Below are 15,246 nucleotides of genomic sequence, written 5' to 3' on the forward strand. Positions count from 1 at the left end.
GTCCGGTCAGTGCAAGGACTTCACATCGGCCCCTCAGGGGCCGCACCGCCGGCGCTGCGAATCGGGGCGGGGTCAGGTGTATGACCCGCCGCCCGCTGGACAGCCCTTACTGCGCTACAAACCCGCTGGTCTTGATGATGCGCGTCCAGGCTTCGGTGTAGGCCTTTTCGCGCGTGGCCAGCTGCTGGGGCGACATGTAGCCCACCGTGAGGCCCATTGCCGTGAGGTGTTCTCGCACATCGGGCTGGGCCACGACCTTGGCCAGCGCGTTCGAAAAGTCGGTGATGAACTTTTGCGGCGTGCCGGTGGGGGCGTAGATGCCGTAGTACGGCAGGTCTTCAAAGCCTTTGAGACCCATCTCGTCGAACGTGGGCACGTCGGGCATGGAGGCCTGGCGCTTGGTGCCCAGCACGCCCACCACACGCACCTTGCCAGCCTTGTGGTTTTCCATGAAGTCCTGCACCGAGGCCACGCCCGCGCTGATCTGGTTGCCCAGCATGTCGGCCATCATGGGGGCGCTGCCCCGGTAGGGTGCGGACACCAAGTCCAGCTGGTACTTCTGCCCGATCAGCTTGACCAGGAACTCCGGCGTGGACGCCGGGGCCGGAATGCCCACGGCCCCCTTGCCGCCGCCCGAGGCCTTGACCCAGCCCACGTACTCGGTGAAGGACTTGGCCGGCGTGCCGCCTGACACCGCAAACGCGTTCACAAACGTGGCAAAACCGCCCACCGCCACAAAGTCGCGCGCGGGTTCGTAGCCGGGGTTCTTCACCACCTGGGGCAGGATGGAAATGGTGTGGTCATGCGTTAGGAACAGCGTGGTGCCATCGGGCGCCGAGGCCTTGAGGGTCTGCGCGGCAATCTGGCCGCCCGCGCCGGGGCGGTTTTCCACCACCACGGGCTGGCCCAGCTCGTCCTTGAGCTTCTCGGAAAGAGTGCGCGCAATGGCGTCCGTGCCACCGCCGGGCGGAAAGCCCACGAGCAGGCGAATGGGCTTGGCCTGCTGGGCAGACGCCAGGCCCACGGCCAGTGCGGCCCCCACAAAAGCACTGGTGCGCACAAGGCGAGACAGCAGGCTACGGCGAGAAGTTGTCATGAAAAAGCTCCAGGGTAGAAGGTCAAGCGACCGTGCAAAGATCAAGCCAGGCGGGCGCGGTGGCGGGCCAGCTGGGCACGCACTTGCGCGGGTGCGGTGCCGCCCAGCGTGTTGCGGGCGTTGAGCGAGCCGCGCAGGCTCAGGCACTCGTACACATCCTTCTCGATGGCGGGGTGGAAGCCCTGCAGCACGTTCAGGGGCAGCTCTGACAGGTCACACGCGTGCGAGGTCGCAGCCTTGACGGCATGGGCCACGGTTTCGTGCGCGTCGCGGAAGGGCAAGCCCTTTTTGACCAGGTAGTCGGCCAGGTCGGTGGCGGTGGCGTAGCCCTTGAGCGCGGCCTGCTCCATGGCCTGGGCGTTGACGGTGATGCCGCCCTCTTTCTTGCCCGTGGCGGGGTTCAACTGGCCGCCGACCATCTCGGCGAAGATACGCAGCGTGTCCTTGAGCGTGTCCACGGTGTCGAACAGCGGTTCTTTGTCTTCCTGGTTGTCCTTGTTGTAGGCCAGGGGCTGGCCCTTCATCAGGGTGATCAAGCCCATGAGGTGGCCCACCACGCGGCCAGTCTTGCCGCGTGCGAGTTCAGGCACGTCGGGGTTTTTCTTCTGCGGCATGATGGACGAGCCAGTCGTAAAACGATCGGCGATCTTGATGAAGCCGAAGTTCTGGCTCATCCAGATGATGAGCTCTTCGGACAGGCGGCTTACGTGCACCATGCACAGGCTGGCGGCGGCGGTGAATTCGATGGCGAAGTCGCGGTCGCTCACGGCGTCCAGGCTGTTCTGGCAAACGCCGTCCATCCCGAGGGTTTTGGCGACGCGCTCGCGGTCCAGCGGGTAGGTGGTGCCGGCCAGCGCCGCGCTGCCCAGCGGCAGCACATTGGTGCGGCGGCGCACGTCGGCCATGCGCTCGGCGTCGCGCTTGAACATTTCCACATAGGCCAGCATGTGGTGGCCAAAGCTCACAGGCTGGGCCACCTGCAGGTGGGTGAAGCCGGGCAGGATCACCTCGACATTCTGCTCGGCCACATCCACCAGCGACACCTGCAGCTCTTTCAGCAGGTCGCCGATCAGATCGATCTCGCCGCGCAGCCACAGGCGCACGTCGGTGGCCACCTGGTCGTTGCGGCTGCGGCCGGTGTGCAGGCGCTTGCCCGCGTCGCCCACCAGCTGGGTGAGGCGGGCTTCAATGTTCAGGTGCACGTCTTCCAGGTCCAGCTTCCACTCAAAGGCGCCGGACTCGATCTCCTCTTTGATCTGCGCCATGCCACGCTGGATGGAGGCATGGTCTTCGGGGCTGATGATGCCTTGCGCGGCCAGCATTTCGGCGTGCGCCAGGCTGCCTGCAATGTCGGCCTGCCACAGGCGCTTGTCGAAGAACACGCTGGAGGTGTAGCGCTTGACCAGGTCGCTCATGGGCTCGGAAAACAGCGCCGACCAGGCCTGTGCCTTGGTGTCGAGCTGGTTGTGGGACGGCGCAGAGTCGGCGCTGGTGGCTTGGGCTTTGGACATAAGGAGGGCAATAATCCGGTGGTTCAGACACCCGGACTGCCCGGATGCCGCAATGCAAAACACCCAAATTTTATCGACCCAGCCCCCGCCGCCGGATTCCGCCCTGCCACACAGGCCCGTGCGCAGCGTGCGGGCGGCTGCAGGCGCCGGCCCGGGCGGGCAGCCGCCACGCGGGCGGGCCCTGGTGTTCGATGCCTGCCAGGTCGGTGTGGTGCTGCGGGCCGTGCTGTTTGTGGAGGTGGTGGTGGGCGTGGGCGCCATGTACGGCGCCAGCAGCCCGTCCGCATGGCTGGCCAGCCTGGCGCTGCTGACCGGCGGCGCGCTGCCGGCCACGCTGGTGTGGCTGGTCACGGCGTGCAGCCTCAAGACGGTGCTGCAGCGGCTGTCCACCGCGCAGCAATATGCCGCCGGGGTGCTGCTGGGCGCCGTGGCGGGTGCCTATGCCTGCGCCATGCTGGCGCTGGTGGGCCTGTCGGCATCGCCGCCCTGGCTGGCTAGCGCTGCCACCGGCGCATTGCTGGCAGCCATGCTGGTGGCCGCGCTGGTGCTGCGTGCCCGGGGCCGCACCCCGGCCGCCACCACGGCGCGCCTGACGGAGCTGCAGTCGCGCATCCGCCCGCATTTTTTGTTCAACACCCTCAACAGCGCCATTGCGCTGGTGCGTGAGGAGCCAGCCAAGGCCGAGTCGCTGCTCGAAGACCTGTCGGACCTGTTCCGCGTGGCCCTCATCGAGCAGGGCGAATCCACCACGCTGGCCGAGGAGATCACCCTTGCGCGGCGCTACCTGGGCATTGAGCAGGTGCGTTTTGGCAACCGCCTGCAGGTGCAGTGGAACCTGGACCCGCGCACCGACAGCGCGCGCCTGCCCCCGCTGCTGCTGCAGCCGCTGGTAGAAAACGCCGTCAAGCACGGCGTGGAGCCCAGCGCCCGGGGCGGCAAGCTGCGCGTGTTGACCGAGCTGCGCGGCAACCGCGTGGTGGTGCGCATCACCAACACCCTGCCCCCCAAGGAAGGCAAACCCGGCAGGCACGATGAGCCCAGCACCCGGGGCCACGGCATCGCGCTGGCCAATGTGCGCGCGCGGCTGGCCTTGCTGCACGACGTGCAGGGCGAGTTCACCGCCGGCGTGCAGGACGGGCTGTACCAGGTACGCATCACCCTGCCCGCTGCCGACCCCGCGCCCCAGCCCACCTCCCGCCAGCGCAAGGCCCCACGCGGGCGTGGCGACCCACGCGGCAGCTCCCGCCGTGGCGTGGTCGCGCCCACCGAACCTACCCCCTCCAAACCCCATGAACATCCTGATCGTTGACGACGAAGCCCTGGCGCGCAGCCGCTTGCGCACCCTGCTGTCCGACTGCTCGGACATCCAGCGCTGCACGGTGGCCGAGGCCTCCAACGCCGCCGAGACCATGGCGCTGCTGGGCCCCACCGGGGGGCGTGCATATGACCTGGTGCTGCTGGACATCCACATGCCGGGGCAGGACGGCCTGGCGCTGGCGCATGCGCTGCAGGCCCTTCCCCAGCCGCCGGCTGTGGTGTTTGTGACGGCCCATGCGGACCACGCGGTGAGCGCGTTCGAGCTGGACGCCGTGGACTACCTCACCAAACCCGTGCGCCGCGAGCGGCTGCAGCAGGCCCTGGCGAAGGTGCAACGCACCAGTCGCCCGGCAGGGCCCAGCGCCGTGCCCAGCCTGCCCGAGGGCGAAACCTTGCTGATCCAGGACCGGGGCCGCACCGAACGCCTGCCCCTGGCCGAGGTGCTGTACTTCAAGGCCGAGCAGAAGTACGTGACCGTGCGCACCACCACCCGCAGCTACATCATGGACGGCTCGCTGAGCGAGCTGGAAACCAAGTTTGCGCCGCGCTTTCTGCGCATCCACCGCAACGCACTCGTCGCACGCCGTGCCGTGCGCGCGCTGGAAAAGCACTACGACCCCGAAGAGGGCGAAGGCTGGGCCGTGCGGCTGCAGGGATCAACCGAACTGCTGGCGGTGTCGCGGCGGCAGGTGGCGGCCGTGCGCGAGGAACTGGCGCGCTAGCCGCGGGGCTGCACAGGCCTATGGGGGCCTTGGAACACCCCTACGGATATTGTTGAGCCATTTTGGCCGCTAGCTCTAGTTCCATATACCCAAGCAGCTATCAATGAGATAGCAAATTCCCTGCAACGGCAGAAGGCGCAGCCACCAGCCGCCCTAACGCATCCACCCCCACCGGCGGGGTCGCCAGCCAGGGCAGCACGTAGGTACGCTGCGCCAGGCCGCTGGCAATGCGCGCGGCCTGCTGCTGCTCGCCCGCCAGCCGGGCCTGCAGCAGCGGGTCGCTGGTGCCCGTGGCCGCCACGCTTTTGTTGATGACCCAGGCCCAGGGCTCGATGCGGGCGCGGCGCAGGTCGTCTTGCAGCGCAGCGGCCTGGCTCACGGGGGTGACCTCGGGCAGCGTGACGATGACCACGTGGGTCATGTCGGCGTCCTGCAGGCGCATCAGCGGCGTGATGATGTGTTTGGCGTTCGCACTGCCTTCGTACTGCTGCGTCATCTGCCGGTGGTAGGCGCCGGTGGCGTCCATCAGCAGCAGGCTGTGGCCAGTGGGCGCCGTGTCCAGCACCACAAAGGCGCTGCGGGCCTCGTTCACCACGCGGCTGAAGGCGTGGAACACGGCCACCTCTTCGGTGCAGGGTGACTGCAGGTCTTCCAGCAGCAGGGCGCGGCCCGCGTCGTCCAGCGCCTTGCCCCGCGTGGCCATGATCTTGTCGATGTAGGCCTGGGTTTCAGCATGGGGGTCGATGCGCCCCACCTTCAGCCCCGGCAGGCTGCCATCGAGCTGACTTTGCACATGGGCGGCCGGGTCGGTAGTGGTGAGGTGCACGCTGTGCCCACGCTGCACCAGCCCCACGGCCAGTGCGGCAGCAATGGTGGTTTTGCCCACGCCGCCCTTGCCCATCACCATGATCAGGCCGTGGCCCTTGGCGGCCAGCGCGTCGGCCAGGGCTGCGAGCGGCTCGGCCTGCAAGGGCGCTGCTGCGGTGGCGCTGTGCGGACTGGAAGGCACGTCGCCACCGCCCAGCAAGGCCCGCAGCGCGGGCAGGCCCACCGTGTCAAAGGCGCGCAGCGGCACCTCGTCGCGCGGCAGTTGCGCCAGGGCGTCTGGCATCTGGTCCAGGGCCTGACGGCCCAGGGCCTCGATGGCGTCGGCCACCGCGTCCTGTCCCGGCTGACTGGCATGGAACACGCCGTTGATGGCCAGGCGCTGGTGGGCCAGGCCCAGGGCGCGCAGCTCCAGCGCGGTGCGCGCGGCCTCCTGCATGGGGCGGGGGTCGGGGCGGGTGACCAGCACCACGGTGGTCAGCGCCGGGTCGCTCAGCGCGGTCAGGGCCGCGTTGAAGCGCGCCTCCTGCATCTTGAGGCCCGAGTGCGGGCCCAGGCACGACGCCCCCCGGTCGTTGCCCGCCAAAAATCCGGTCCAGGCCTTGGGCAGGCTCAGCAGACGCAGGGTGTGGCCGGTGGGTGCGGTGTCAAACACCACATGGTCGAACCGGTGGCCCACCGCATCGCCCTCGCTGGCCAGCAAGGCTGCAAATTCGTCGAACGCTGCGATCTCGGTAGTGCAGGCGCCGGAAAGTTGCTCGCGCACGGTGGCGCGCTCGTCGCTGGTGGCCGTGGCCTCCAGCTGCGCCAGCACGCGCTGGCGGTAGGCTTCGGCCGCCGTGTCGGGGTCAATGTTGAGCATGTGCAGCCCCGGCACGCCGGGCACGGCTACCGGCTGGTTGGACAGCGGCACGCCCAGCATTTCATCCAGATTGGAGGCTGCGTCGGTGCTGACCAGCAGCACCTGCCGCCCGGCATCCGCCAGGGAAATGGCCGTTGCGGTGGACAGCGAGGTCTTGCCCACCCCGCCCTTGCCCGTGAAGAACAGAAAACGCGTGGGCTGGGCGAGCAGGCCCAGGGAGATGGTGCTGGCGTGTGGAGCGGTCATGCGTCCAGCATGGCACAACCGCCGGGTACAGCCTTGAGCAAAGTCAAGGCGCCCCCTCCCTGCGCATCAATGCGCGTGTGCCGCCCCGCTCACCAGCGTGACCACGGCCATGCCGGCAATCAGCCAGGCAATCTGCAACACGGTTTCGCGCGCGGTCAGGCGTTTTTGCAGTTGGGGGATCAGGTCGGCCAGCGCCACGTACACAAAACTGCTCGACGCCACGGCCAGGAAGTACGGCAAAAAGTCTTGCAACTGCCCGACCAGGAAGTAGCCCACCACCCCGCCCAGCGCCGTCACGGCCCCCGCCAGCGACACCTTCACCAGTGCCATGCGGCGGTTGGGACTGGTCTGGCGCAGCACCACCAGGTCGCCCATGTGGTGCGGCACCTCGTGCGCCAGCACGGACACGGCGGCGATCACGCCCAGGCGGATGTCGGCCATGAAGGCGGACGCGATCAGGATGCCGTCGCCAAAACAATGCACGCTGTCGCCCGTCAGCACCGCCCAGCCGCCCGAACGGGGGCCGTGGTGATGGTGGTGGGCATGGCCATGGCTGTGGTCATGCGCGTGACCGTGGTTGTGCGGGGCGTGGCCGTGCGCTGCGGTTTCTGCATGGCTGTGCTCGTGCCCGTGGTGCCACAGTTCGGCCTTGTCGAGCAGGAAGAAGAACACCACACCCACCAGCAGGGTGGCAAACAGGTCATGGGCGCCCGCCTGGCTCTCGAACGCCTCGGGCAACAGGTGCATGAAGGCCGTGGCCAGCAAGGCACCCGCCGCAAGGCTGAGCAGGTGCTGCGGGCCCACGCTGTCGCCCCGCCCGCCCAGGCCCAGCCGCATGAGCAAGGCGGCCAGCCACACGCTGCCGATACCAGCGGCCAGTGTGGCCAGAATGATTGCTACCAAAGTCATAGCTTGTTGCGCTTTATTTGTAAGCCTTGGAGCTTATGTTTTTTCAAATTCTGCACGCCCGATGCAAGATGAAAAAAGCCGCCCCGGGTATGGGGCGGCTGCGGGTGGCCTGGTGGGCCGGGGGTTTGTGCATCAAACCACACCGTGCGTCTTGAACCAGGCCAGCGCACGCTTCCAACCGTCTTCGGCCGCTTCCTTGCGGTAGCTGGCGCGGTAGTCGGCATGGAAGGCATGCGGTGCATCGGGGTACACCACAAATTCCGATGCCTTGGCCTGCGGCGAGCCGCTGGACAAGGCCGCTTTCATCTTATCAACCGTGTCAAGGGGGATGCCGGTGTCTTTTTCACCATACAGGCCGAGCACCGGCGCCTTGAGAATAGGCGCCAGGTCTACAGGGTGCTTGGGGGTGAGTTCGCTGGCCTGGCCCACCAGCCGTCCGTACCACGCCACGCCAGCCTTGACGGGGCCGTGGGCGGCATACAGCCAGGTGATGCGGCCGCCCCAGCAAAAGCCGGTGATCCCCACCCGGGCGCCATCGCCCCCGTTGGCGGTGGCCCAGGCCACGGCGCCATCCAGGTCGGCCATCACCTGGGCATCGGGCACCTTGGACACCACTTCGGCCATCAGCTTGGCGATGTCGGTGTAGGCAGAGGCGTCGCCCTGGCGCGCGTACAGCTGGGGCGCAATGGCCAGGTAACCCGCCTTGGCAAAACGGCGGCAAGTGTCGGCGATGTACTCGTGCACACCAAAAATCTCCTGGATCACCAGCACCACGGGCAGGCCGGTCTTGCCTGCGGGCGCCGCGCGGTAGGCGGGCACCTTGAAACCGTTGACCGTGAAGCTCACCTCCCCCACCGTCAGGCCGTCTGCCGGCGTGGCAATGGCCGTCTGCGCCATGATGGGCGCCGCTGCGGCCGCATAACCCAGGCCCAGCGCCGCCTGCAGCGCAGTGCGGCGCGTGGCGCCCGCTTCGGTGGTGCGGCCGGGCAACAGCGCCTGGGCGTCGGCATGGAGGTCGTCATTGAACATCGGTTTTCTCCAAAAGAAGGGATGGGCAAGGGGTGAAAAGTGCCAGCCCCGGAGTCTATGGGGTTTGCACCGCCTCCGCATTTTCGGATACCGGAAAACGGGGAGCGCTGCTAGACTTTCTGCGAGCACCGTCGTCAGGGGCCTGCGTCCACGGACTGCCTCCACCAGGACGTCTGCTCGCCCGCCCCTTTATTGTTGATTTTTTCTCCCTCCGACCCGCCCGACCACTTTCCGCAGACCATCGCAACGGCCCCAGCGCATGCCCCCTCACCCCACCCCCCTCCCCCTGCGCGGACAGCTGCTGGTCCGGCTGGTGGCCGGGATTTGTGGCGCCGGGGGCCTGGGGCTGCTGACCTGGGCCCTGGCCCGCCAGAGCATGGACCCCGCCATGCGCCTGGCCAGCGTGGGCGCCGGGCTGGGGCTGGTGGCCAGCGCCGTGCTGTGCTGGTGGCTCAGCCTGCGGCTGGTGGCGATGCATGCCACCGCCAGGGCCGCCCAGGACGCCGCGCAGCGGGCCACCAACCAGCTCTGCGCCACGCTCGACATCCTGCCCGACGGCCTGGCCATCTACGACGCCGACGACCGCCTGGTGCTGTGCAATCCCCGGTACCGGGAAGTCTGCCCCGGCACCACCATGGCCGTGGAGTACGGCACCCGCTTTGAAGATGTGCTGCGCCGGGCGGCCGAGTCCGGCCATATCGTGGCCGCACGGCAGGACACCAACGCCTGGCTGGCCGACCGCATGGCCCGCCACCGCGCCCCCGGCCAGCCCGAGGTGCAGGAGGTCGAGGGCGACCGCTGGATGCTCATCACCGAGCGCCTGCAAGAGGGGGGCGGCATGGTGGTGCTGCGCGCCGACATCACGGACGCGGTGCACAAAGAGCGCGCACTCAAGCAGGCCCTGCACGACGCCGAACGTGCCGAGCGCAGTCTGCGCGAAGCCGTCAATGCCATGCCCGCCGGGCTGGACATCTACGACGAACAAGACCGGCTGGTGCTTTGCAATGACCAGATGGCCCGCCTGCGTCCGCACCTGCCCGTGGCGGAGTCCCTGGGCAAGACCTACGAAGAACTGCTGCGCGAAGGTCTGCGCTACGGCATCCCCGAGGAAGCCAAGGGCCAGGAAGAACTGTGGCTGGCCCACGAGCTGGCCATCCGGGGCCATCGGCCCGGCCCCGAGGTGCGCCACTACCCCAACGGCACGTGGATGCACATGCACGAATGCCGCACCCCGTCCGGCATGACGGTGTGCGTGCGCCTGGACATCAGCGACCTGATCGAACAGCGCCAGAAGGTCGAGACCGCCCGCCAGGAAAGCCAACGCATGCGCCAGCTGCTGGAGCGCGCGGTGGAGGCACTGCCCGTGGGCATCGAGATCTTCGACGAGCAGGACCGGCTGGTGCTCTACAACCAACAGCTGTCCCGCATGTACCCCTACATCGACTATGCCGAGCACCTGGGCAAGGGGTTTGTGGACATCCTGCGCTATTCGGTCTCGCGGGGCCTGATCCCTTCGGCCAAGGGACGCGAAGAGGCCTGGATCGCAGAGCGCCTGTCGGAGCATGGCAGCAGCACGTCCACCCTGGTGCAGCGCCTGAGCGACGGCCGCTGGATCAACATCTACGAAACCCGCACCCCCGAGAACTACGTGGTGGCCGTGCGGCTGGACATCACCAACCTCATCGAGCAACGCCAGGCCCTGGAGGCCGCCCAACAGGCAGCTCAGCAGGCGCGTCAGCTGCTGCAGGACGCCGTGGAGTCGCTGCCCGAGGGGTTTGCCCTGTTCGATGCAGAAGACAAGCTGGTGGTGTGCAACGCCCAGTACCGGCGCCTGTACCCCATATCGGCCCCCATGATCGTGCCCGGCAGCACGTTTGAGCAGATCGCGCGCTACGGCGCGGAGCGCGGCCAGTACCCTGATGCCGTTGGCAACGAAGAAGCCTGGCTCGCCCAGCGCATGGCCGACCACCGTGCGGCCAACCATGCCGTGCTGCAGCGCCTGCCCGAGGGCCGCTGGCTGCAGGCCGACGAGCGGCGCACCCCCCAGGGCGGCATCGCCGGTGTGCGCACCGACGTCACCCAGCTGGTGCGCAAGGAACAGGAACTGGCCGCCGCCAACGCCAAGCTGGCCCTGCTGTCCACCACCGACGGCGTGACGGGCATTGGCAACCGCCGGCGCTTTGACGAGCGGCTGGCCACCGAATGGATGCGCTGCGGGCGGCACCAGCTGCCGCTGGCCGTGATCCTGATCGACATCGACCACTTCAAGCTCTACAACGACCACTACGGCCATCTGGCCGGTGACGAATGCCTGCGCCGCGTGGCGCAGCTGCTGCAGGGCACCATCCGCCGGGCCGACGAGGTGGCCGCGCGCTACGGCGGCGAGGAGTTTGTGCTGCTGCTGCCCGATGTGCCCCTGCCCGAGGCAGTGACGGTGGCTGAGCGCTGCATGGCCAGCCTGCGCGAGGCGGCCCTGGCCCACCCCCGCTCTCCCACGGCGCCCTACATCACGGCGAGCATGGGCATTGCTAGCCTGGTGCCACGCCCCGGCACCAGTTCTGACACACTCGTGCACGCGGCCGACGCAGCCCTGTACCGCGCCAAGTACGGGGGGCGCAACCGCTTCGAGGTCTTCACGCCTCCGCAGTGACCGTGTTGCCTGCGGGGGGTAGCGACGGCCTGAGCAGGTCCGCGCCGGGCCTTCGTTTTTTTGCACGCTTCACCTTCTTTGCAGGACAACGCTGATGAACATTTTGCTCACCGGCTCCACCGGTTTTGTGGGCCGCACCGTGGCTGCCGCACTCACCCGCGCAGGACACCAGGTGCACGGCGGCGTATCACCCCGGCACCGGTCACCCGGCGCCTTGCAGGTGCCCATGGACTTTGCGCGCGACACCTCGGCCCAGGCCTGGCTGCCGCGCCTGGCGGGCATCGATGCCGTGGTCAACGCCGTGGGGGTGCTGCGCGACAGCCGTGCGCGCCCCATCGACGCCGTGCACCAGCACACGCCCGTCGCGCTGTTTGATGCCTGCGCCCAGGCGGGTGTGCGGCGCGTGGTGCATGTCTCGGCCCTGGGCATTGAGGGCAGTGCCACCCGCTATGCCACCACCAAGCGCGCGGCAGACACGCACCTACTGGCGCTGGCCAAACAAGGTGCATTGCACCCCGCCATCCTGCGCCCCAGTGTGGTGTTTGGCAAAGGCGGCGATAGCAGTGCGCTGTTCATGAACCTGGCGCGCCTGCCAGTGGCGCTGTTCCCCGGCCCCATGCTCACAGCGCGGGTGCAGCCCGTGTCGGTGCACGATCTGGCCGCCGCCATCGTTGCACTGCTGGGGCCCGCCATCTCCACGCAGGGCATTGTCGAGTGCGCTGGGCCGGAGGCCCTGACCATGGGCGACTTCATTGCCAGCCTGCGCCAGCAACTGGGCCATGGCAAAGCCCATGTGCTGCGCCTGCCCGACCCGCTCACCCAGCTGAGCGCTCGCCTCGGCGACGCAGTGCCCAGCGTGCCCTGGTGCACCGAAACCCTCACCATGCTGGGCAGCGACAACGTGGGCAACCCTGCGGTGTTCGAGCAGCTGCTGGGCCGCAAGGCAGTGCATTACAGCCAGCTGGTGGCGACCGCCTGGCGCTGACGCGCACCGTCTGTGCCCTCGTCACTGGGGCACGAAGTCCGACGGATACCGCAGCGAATCCACCAGCAGGTGCGACATGCGCATGCCCAGATTGATGCCGTGGGGCGGAATGGGCTGGGTGAACCACTTGTCGTACAGGCGGTGCAGCTCCCGCGTCTGGATGAGCCGCCGCAGCTCCGCATCGACCACGGCCTTGAGCGCAGGGTCGTTGCGCTCGAACGCCACCGCATAGGGCTCGATGGTCATGGGCTTGCCAATCACCTTCAGATCCTGCGGGCGGGCATGGCTGGCACGCAGGCCATAGAGCAGCACATCGTCCATCGCAAAGCCGTCCACCCTGCCATCCACCACCCAGCCAAAGCCCTCGGCATGGTCACGGGCGGGCTCGATCCGCAGGCGCACTGATTTGTTGGCAGCCTCGCGCGCCAGCGAATCGATGTTGGTGGTGCCCACCGTCGAAGCCACGGTCTTGACGTCGAGGTCTTCGATACGCTCGAAGGGGCGCTGGCTCTGCACCACGATGCGTGATGACGCAATGAAGTGCGCAATGGTGAAAGCCACCCGCTGCCTGCGCGCGGCCGTGTTGGTGGTGGAGCCGCATTCCAGGGCCACCTCGCCGCGCTCGATGGCCTCAAAGCGGTTGCCCGACGTGACCTGCCGGTAGTCCACCCGCAAATCCCGCCGCTGCAGATGGCGCCCGATGGCCTGCGCAATCTGCAGGCACACATCCACGCTGTAGCCCATGGGCACCCCGTTGGCCACGTAAGACATGGGCAAAGAGGACTCGCGGTGGCCGATGACCACCACCCCGGAGGCCTGGATCCGCTGCAGCGTACGGCCCGGCGGCAGGGCAGAGAGCACAGCGACGGTGGCAGACGCGCCTGCCTTGGGCAGTAACGATGGGCTAGCTGCCGCACCACTGCTCTGCGCCATGGCGCCCGCCATGGGCCCCATGGCACAGGCGATCAGGGCACACACCAGTCCCCGTCTCGGTAGGGTTGCTCCAAAGCCCATGGCTTACCTCTCATCAATCTGGATAACTGCCGCCGTCGAAGTGGCCTTTGCCCTTTGCATCAGGCCCGGCAGGCGCGGCGGCGCTACCGGTCTGCAGCGCAACGGCGCGAAGCCGCTACACCAACGCCCGTGGGGTGGAGGACGCAGCGGTGGGGGAGACTCCCGCGCCCATGGACCCGTACGCATGCCGCGCCAAGGCGGCCGCCAGCACCAGAGACGGGTTGACCAGCGTCAGCCCCTCGAGCCGGGAATGCTCCGACAGTGCCAGCGGAATCTCGGTGCAACCCATGATGAGCGTGGAGATCCCATAGCGCTGTTGCAACACCAGCGACACCGCCTCAAACCGCTGGCGGGCCAGTGCGTAGTTGCCGGCCTTCACGCCGTCATAGATGCCCTGCATCAGCTGGTCACGTTCGCGCGGTTCGGGCACAAAGCAGTCGATGTCGCGGTGCTCCAGTTCGCGCTGGTACAAGCCCGCCTCGTACGCGCCTTGCGTGGCGAGCAGGCCCACGCCGTGCACCTTGCGCAGCGCCAGGTCGGCCGCCACTTCCTGCACCCCATGCAGCACCACCAACTGCGGAAAGCGCTGCTGCAGCAGGCCATGCCAGGCATGGGCCGTGTTGCAGGCAATGGCCACCACGCGCGCGCCCAGCGCCGCCAAACGGCCCGTGGCCTGCAGCATCGGGTCCGCAGGCTGGTGGGCACCGGGCCGCGTGTCGTGCAGGGCGGCAGTGCGGTCGGGGATGGGCACCTGTGCCAGCCAATGCTCAGGGTAAGCCTGATCGTGCACGGGGATGCCCAGCGCCGCCATGCGGTCGGTGCAGGCCTGCACGAACAGGCGCACAAAGTCAGCACCTGCAGCAGGCCCCATGCCGCCCAGAATGCCCACCACCTGCGGGGTCTGGAGGTGTGGGGTGGACAGCAACATGCTCACGCTCATCACAGCGCAGGCTTGTCGCTCTGGGCCACCAGGTTGTCGCGCAGTTCCTTGCTCATGGGCAGGTTGAGGTTCTGGCCGCGCGGGGGCACGGGCGACATGAACCACTTGGTGTAGAGCTTGTCGAACTCGCCCGACTTCATCATCCCGCCGATCACGCCGTTGACCAGCGCCTGGAACTGCGGGTCGTCCTTGCGCAGCATGCACGCATAGGGCTCCACCTGCAGCGAGTCGCCCACCACCACCCAGTCGGCCGGGTTGCGCGTGTTGCCCATCAATCCAAACAGCAGGATGTCGTCCATGGCAAAGGCCTCTGCACGGCCGGTGTCCACCAGCAGCAGCGAGTCCTCGTGGTCCTTGCCCAGCACGATGTCCATGTCCAGGTTGTTGTCGCGGTTGTACTTGCGGATCACCTGCGCGTTGGTGGTGCCCGAGGTGCTGGCCACTTTTTTCTTGGCGAGGTCGGCGTAGTTCTTGACGCCCGAAGCCTTCTTGGTCAGCAGCCGGGTGCCGGTGTAGAAATAGTTGATGGCAAATTGCACATCCTTGCCGCGGGCTGTGTTGTTGGTGGTCGATCCGCACTCCAGGTCCACGGTGCCGTTGGTCAGCAGCGGAATGCGGTTTTGCGAAGTCACGGCCTGCAGCTCCACCTTGATGGCGGGGTTGTTCAGGCGCTTCTTCACCGCATCGACGACAGCGTTGGAGATGTCCACCGACATGCCCACCGGGTTGCCCGGGCCCGCCAGGTAGCTGAAGGGCACGGACGACTCGCGGTAGGCCAGTGTGATCTTGCCGGTGTCGGCAATCTTCTTGAGGGTGTCGGCACTGGCCACGGTACTGGCCAGCACACCGGCGACCACGAGGACAGCAGCGGTGACAGCGGAGAGCTTCATGGGAATCCCTTTGCAAAAAATCAGGTGAACAGACAGTCGGACAGACGAGAAAACAGGACGCAGGGGCACTGTAAAAATTTGCGGCAGTCTTGAACAATTCATTTGCACGGGCCCACCATGATGAAAAGTTATGGCTCTGTTTCGGTGCACATCCATGCACCATCGTGGACCGCCGCGCCCTCATTTTTGAACCATGGCGTCGGCAGCCCAAGCGCCTCCTCCACGTGCCTGACTGAATGCGCCCGGCGCG

The 15,246-nt window shown here is 67.5% G+C and carries 12 protein-coding genes; 4 read left to right on the plus strand and 8 right to left on the minus strand.

Annotated features, from left to right (window positions below):
* Nucleotides 1-106 precede the first annotated feature (106 nt).
* Nucleotides 107-1,096: a Bug family tripartite tricarboxylate transporter substrate binding protein gene (locus tag DNK89_RS06525; protein WP_110959426.1), complete on the minus strand. Its 990-nt coding sequence runs from the start codon at nucleotides 1,094-1,096 to the stop codon at nucleotides 107-109.
* Nucleotides 1,097-1,137: 41 nt separating this feature from the next.
* Nucleotides 1,138-2,607 (minus strand): argininosuccinate lyase, encoded by a 1,470-nt coding sequence (argH, locus tag DNK89_RS06530; protein ID WP_015013143.1) that lies wholly within the window; start codon nucleotides 2,605-2,607, stop codon nucleotides 1,138-1,140.
* A gap of 52 nt (nucleotides 2,608-2,659) precedes the next feature.
* On the opposite strand from argH, the gene DNK89_RS06535 reads away from it, so the two are divergent.
* Both DNK89_RS06535 and DNK89_RS06540 read left to right on the plus strand, forming a co-directional pair.
* Nucleotides 2,660-3,916 (plus strand): sensor histidine kinase, encoded by a 1,257-nt coding sequence (locus DNK89_RS06535; protein ID WP_110959427.1) that lies wholly within the window; start codon nucleotides 2,660-2,662, stop codon nucleotides 3,914-3,916.
* Complete coding sequence (locus DNK89_RS06540; RefSeq protein WP_015013141.1) at nucleotides 3,897-4,646, plus strand: LytTR family DNA-binding domain-containing protein; 750 nt, start codon at nucleotides 3,897-3,899, stop codon at nucleotides 4,644-4,646. Before DNK89_RS06535 ends, DNK89_RS06540 begins: the two co-directional genes overlap by 20 nt.
* Nucleotides 4,647-4,746: 100 nt before the next feature.
* Here DNK89_RS06540 and arsA read toward each other — a convergent pair whose 3' ends face one another.
* From arsA to DNK89_RS06555, 3 genes are all read right to left on the minus strand, one after another.
* Nucleotides 4,747-6,579: an arsenical pump-driving ATPase gene (gene arsA / locus DNK89_RS06545; RefSeq protein WP_110959428.1), complete on the minus strand. Its 1,833-nt coding sequence runs from the start codon at nucleotides 6,577-6,579 to the stop codon at nucleotides 4,747-4,749.
* Between the two features lie 66 nt (nucleotides 6,580-6,645).
* Nucleotides 6,646-7,488, minus strand: coding sequence for a ZIP family metal transporter (locus DNK89_RS06550; RefSeq protein ID WP_110959429.1), 843 nt, complete (start codon nucleotides 7,486-7,488; stop codon nucleotides 6,646-6,648).
* A 132-nt stretch (nucleotides 7,489-7,620) separates the two neighbouring features.
* Complete coding sequence (locus DNK89_RS06555) at nucleotides 7,621-8,517, minus strand: dienelactone hydrolase family protein (protein WP_015013138.1); 897 nt, start codon at nucleotides 8,515-8,517, stop codon at nucleotides 7,621-7,623.
* A gap of 259 nt (nucleotides 8,518-8,776) precedes the next feature.
* Between DNK89_RS06555 and DNK89_RS06560 the strand changes: the two genes are divergently transcribed.
* Entirely contained in the window at nucleotides 8,777-11,167 is a 2,391-nt protein-coding gene (locus tag DNK89_RS06560; RefSeq protein WP_110959430.1) for a GGDEF domain-containing protein, read from the plus strand.
* A gap of 94 nt (nucleotides 11,168-11,261) precedes the next feature.
* Nucleotides 11,262-12,152 (plus strand): NAD-dependent epimerase/dehydratase family protein, encoded by an 891-nt coding sequence (locus DNK89_RS06565; RefSeq protein ID WP_110959431.1) that lies wholly within the window; start codon nucleotides 11,262-11,264, stop codon nucleotides 12,150-12,152.
* 21 nt (nucleotides 12,153-12,173) lie between these two features.
* On the opposite strand, the gene DNK89_RS06570 is transcribed toward DNK89_RS06565, so the two are convergent.
* From DNK89_RS06570 to DNK89_RS06580, 3 genes are all read right to left on the minus strand, one after another.
* Complete coding sequence (locus DNK89_RS06570; protein ID WP_110959432.1) at nucleotides 12,174-13,166, minus strand: amino acid ABC transporter substrate-binding protein; 993 nt, start codon at nucleotides 13,164-13,166, stop codon at nucleotides 12,174-12,176.
* Between the two features lie 115 nt (nucleotides 13,167-13,281).
* Nucleotides 13,282-14,094 carry an aspartate/glutamate racemase family protein gene (locus DNK89_RS06575; protein ID WP_110959827.1) on the minus strand — a complete coding sequence of 271 codons (813 nt, stop codon included), beginning with the start codon at nucleotides 14,092-14,094 and terminating at the stop codon, nucleotides 13,282-13,284.
* A gap of 11 nt (nucleotides 14,095-14,105) precedes the next feature.
* Nucleotides 14,106-14,996 carry an amino acid ABC transporter substrate-binding protein gene (locus DNK89_RS06580; RefSeq protein ID WP_110959433.1) on the minus strand — a complete coding sequence of 297 codons (891 nt, stop codon included), beginning with the start codon at nucleotides 14,994-14,996 and terminating at the stop codon, nucleotides 14,106-14,108.
* Between the last annotated feature and the right edge of the window lie 250 nt (nucleotides 14,997-15,246).

Origin of the sequence: Acidovorax sp. ST3, from assembly GCF_003231145.1 — a bacterium.
In the GTDB taxonomy this organism is placed as follows: domain Bacteria; phylum Pseudomonadota; class Gammaproteobacteria; order Burkholderiales; family Burkholderiaceae_C; genus Acidovorax.

Excerpts from the sequence above, each read along its gene's own strand:
- DNK89_RS06525 (WP_110959426.1), bottom strand. The coding sequence starts at position 1,096 with ATGACAACTTCTCGCCGTAGCCTGCTGTCTCGCCTTGTGCGCACCAGT.
- argH (WP_015013143.1), bottom strand. The coding sequence starts at position 2,607 with ATGTCCAAAGCCCAAGCCACCAGCGCCGACTCTGCGCCGTCCCACAAC.
- DNK89_RS06535 (WP_110959427.1), top strand. The coding sequence starts at position 2,660 with ATGCAAAACACCCAAATTTTATCGACCCAGCCCCCGCCGCCGGATTCC.
- DNK89_RS06540 (WP_015013141.1), top strand. The coding sequence starts at position 3,897 with ATGAACATCCTGATCGTTGACGACGAAGCCCTGGCGCGCAGCCGCTTG.
- arsA (WP_110959428.1), bottom strand. The coding sequence starts at position 6,579 with ATGACCGCTCCACACGCCAGCACCATCTCCCTGGGCCTGCTCGCCCAG.
- DNK89_RS06550 (WP_110959429.1), bottom strand. The coding sequence starts at position 7,488 with ATGACTTTGGTAGCAATCATTCTGGCCACACTGGCCGCTGGTATCGGC.
- DNK89_RS06555 (WP_015013138.1), bottom strand. The coding sequence starts at position 8,517 with ATGTTCAATGACGACCTCCATGCCGACGCCCAGGCGCTGTTGCCCGGC.
- DNK89_RS06560 (WP_110959430.1), top strand. The coding sequence starts at position 8,777 with ATGCCCCCTCACCCCACCCCCCTCCCCCTGCGCGGACAGCTGCTGGTC.
- DNK89_RS06565 (WP_110959431.1), top strand. The coding sequence starts at position 11,262 with ATGAACATTTTGCTCACCGGCTCCACCGGTTTTGTGGGCCGCACCGTG.
- DNK89_RS06570 (WP_110959432.1), bottom strand. The coding sequence starts at position 13,166 with ATGGGCTTTGGAGCAACCCTACCGAGACGGGGACTGGTGTGTGCCCTG.
- DNK89_RS06575 (WP_110959827.1), bottom strand. The coding sequence starts at position 14,094 with ATGTTGCTGTCCACCCCACACCTCCAGACCCCGCAGGTGGTGGGCATT.
- DNK89_RS06580 (WP_110959433.1), bottom strand. The coding sequence starts at position 14,996 with ATGAAGCTCTCCGCTGTCACCGCTGCTGTCCTCGTGGTCGCCGGTGTG.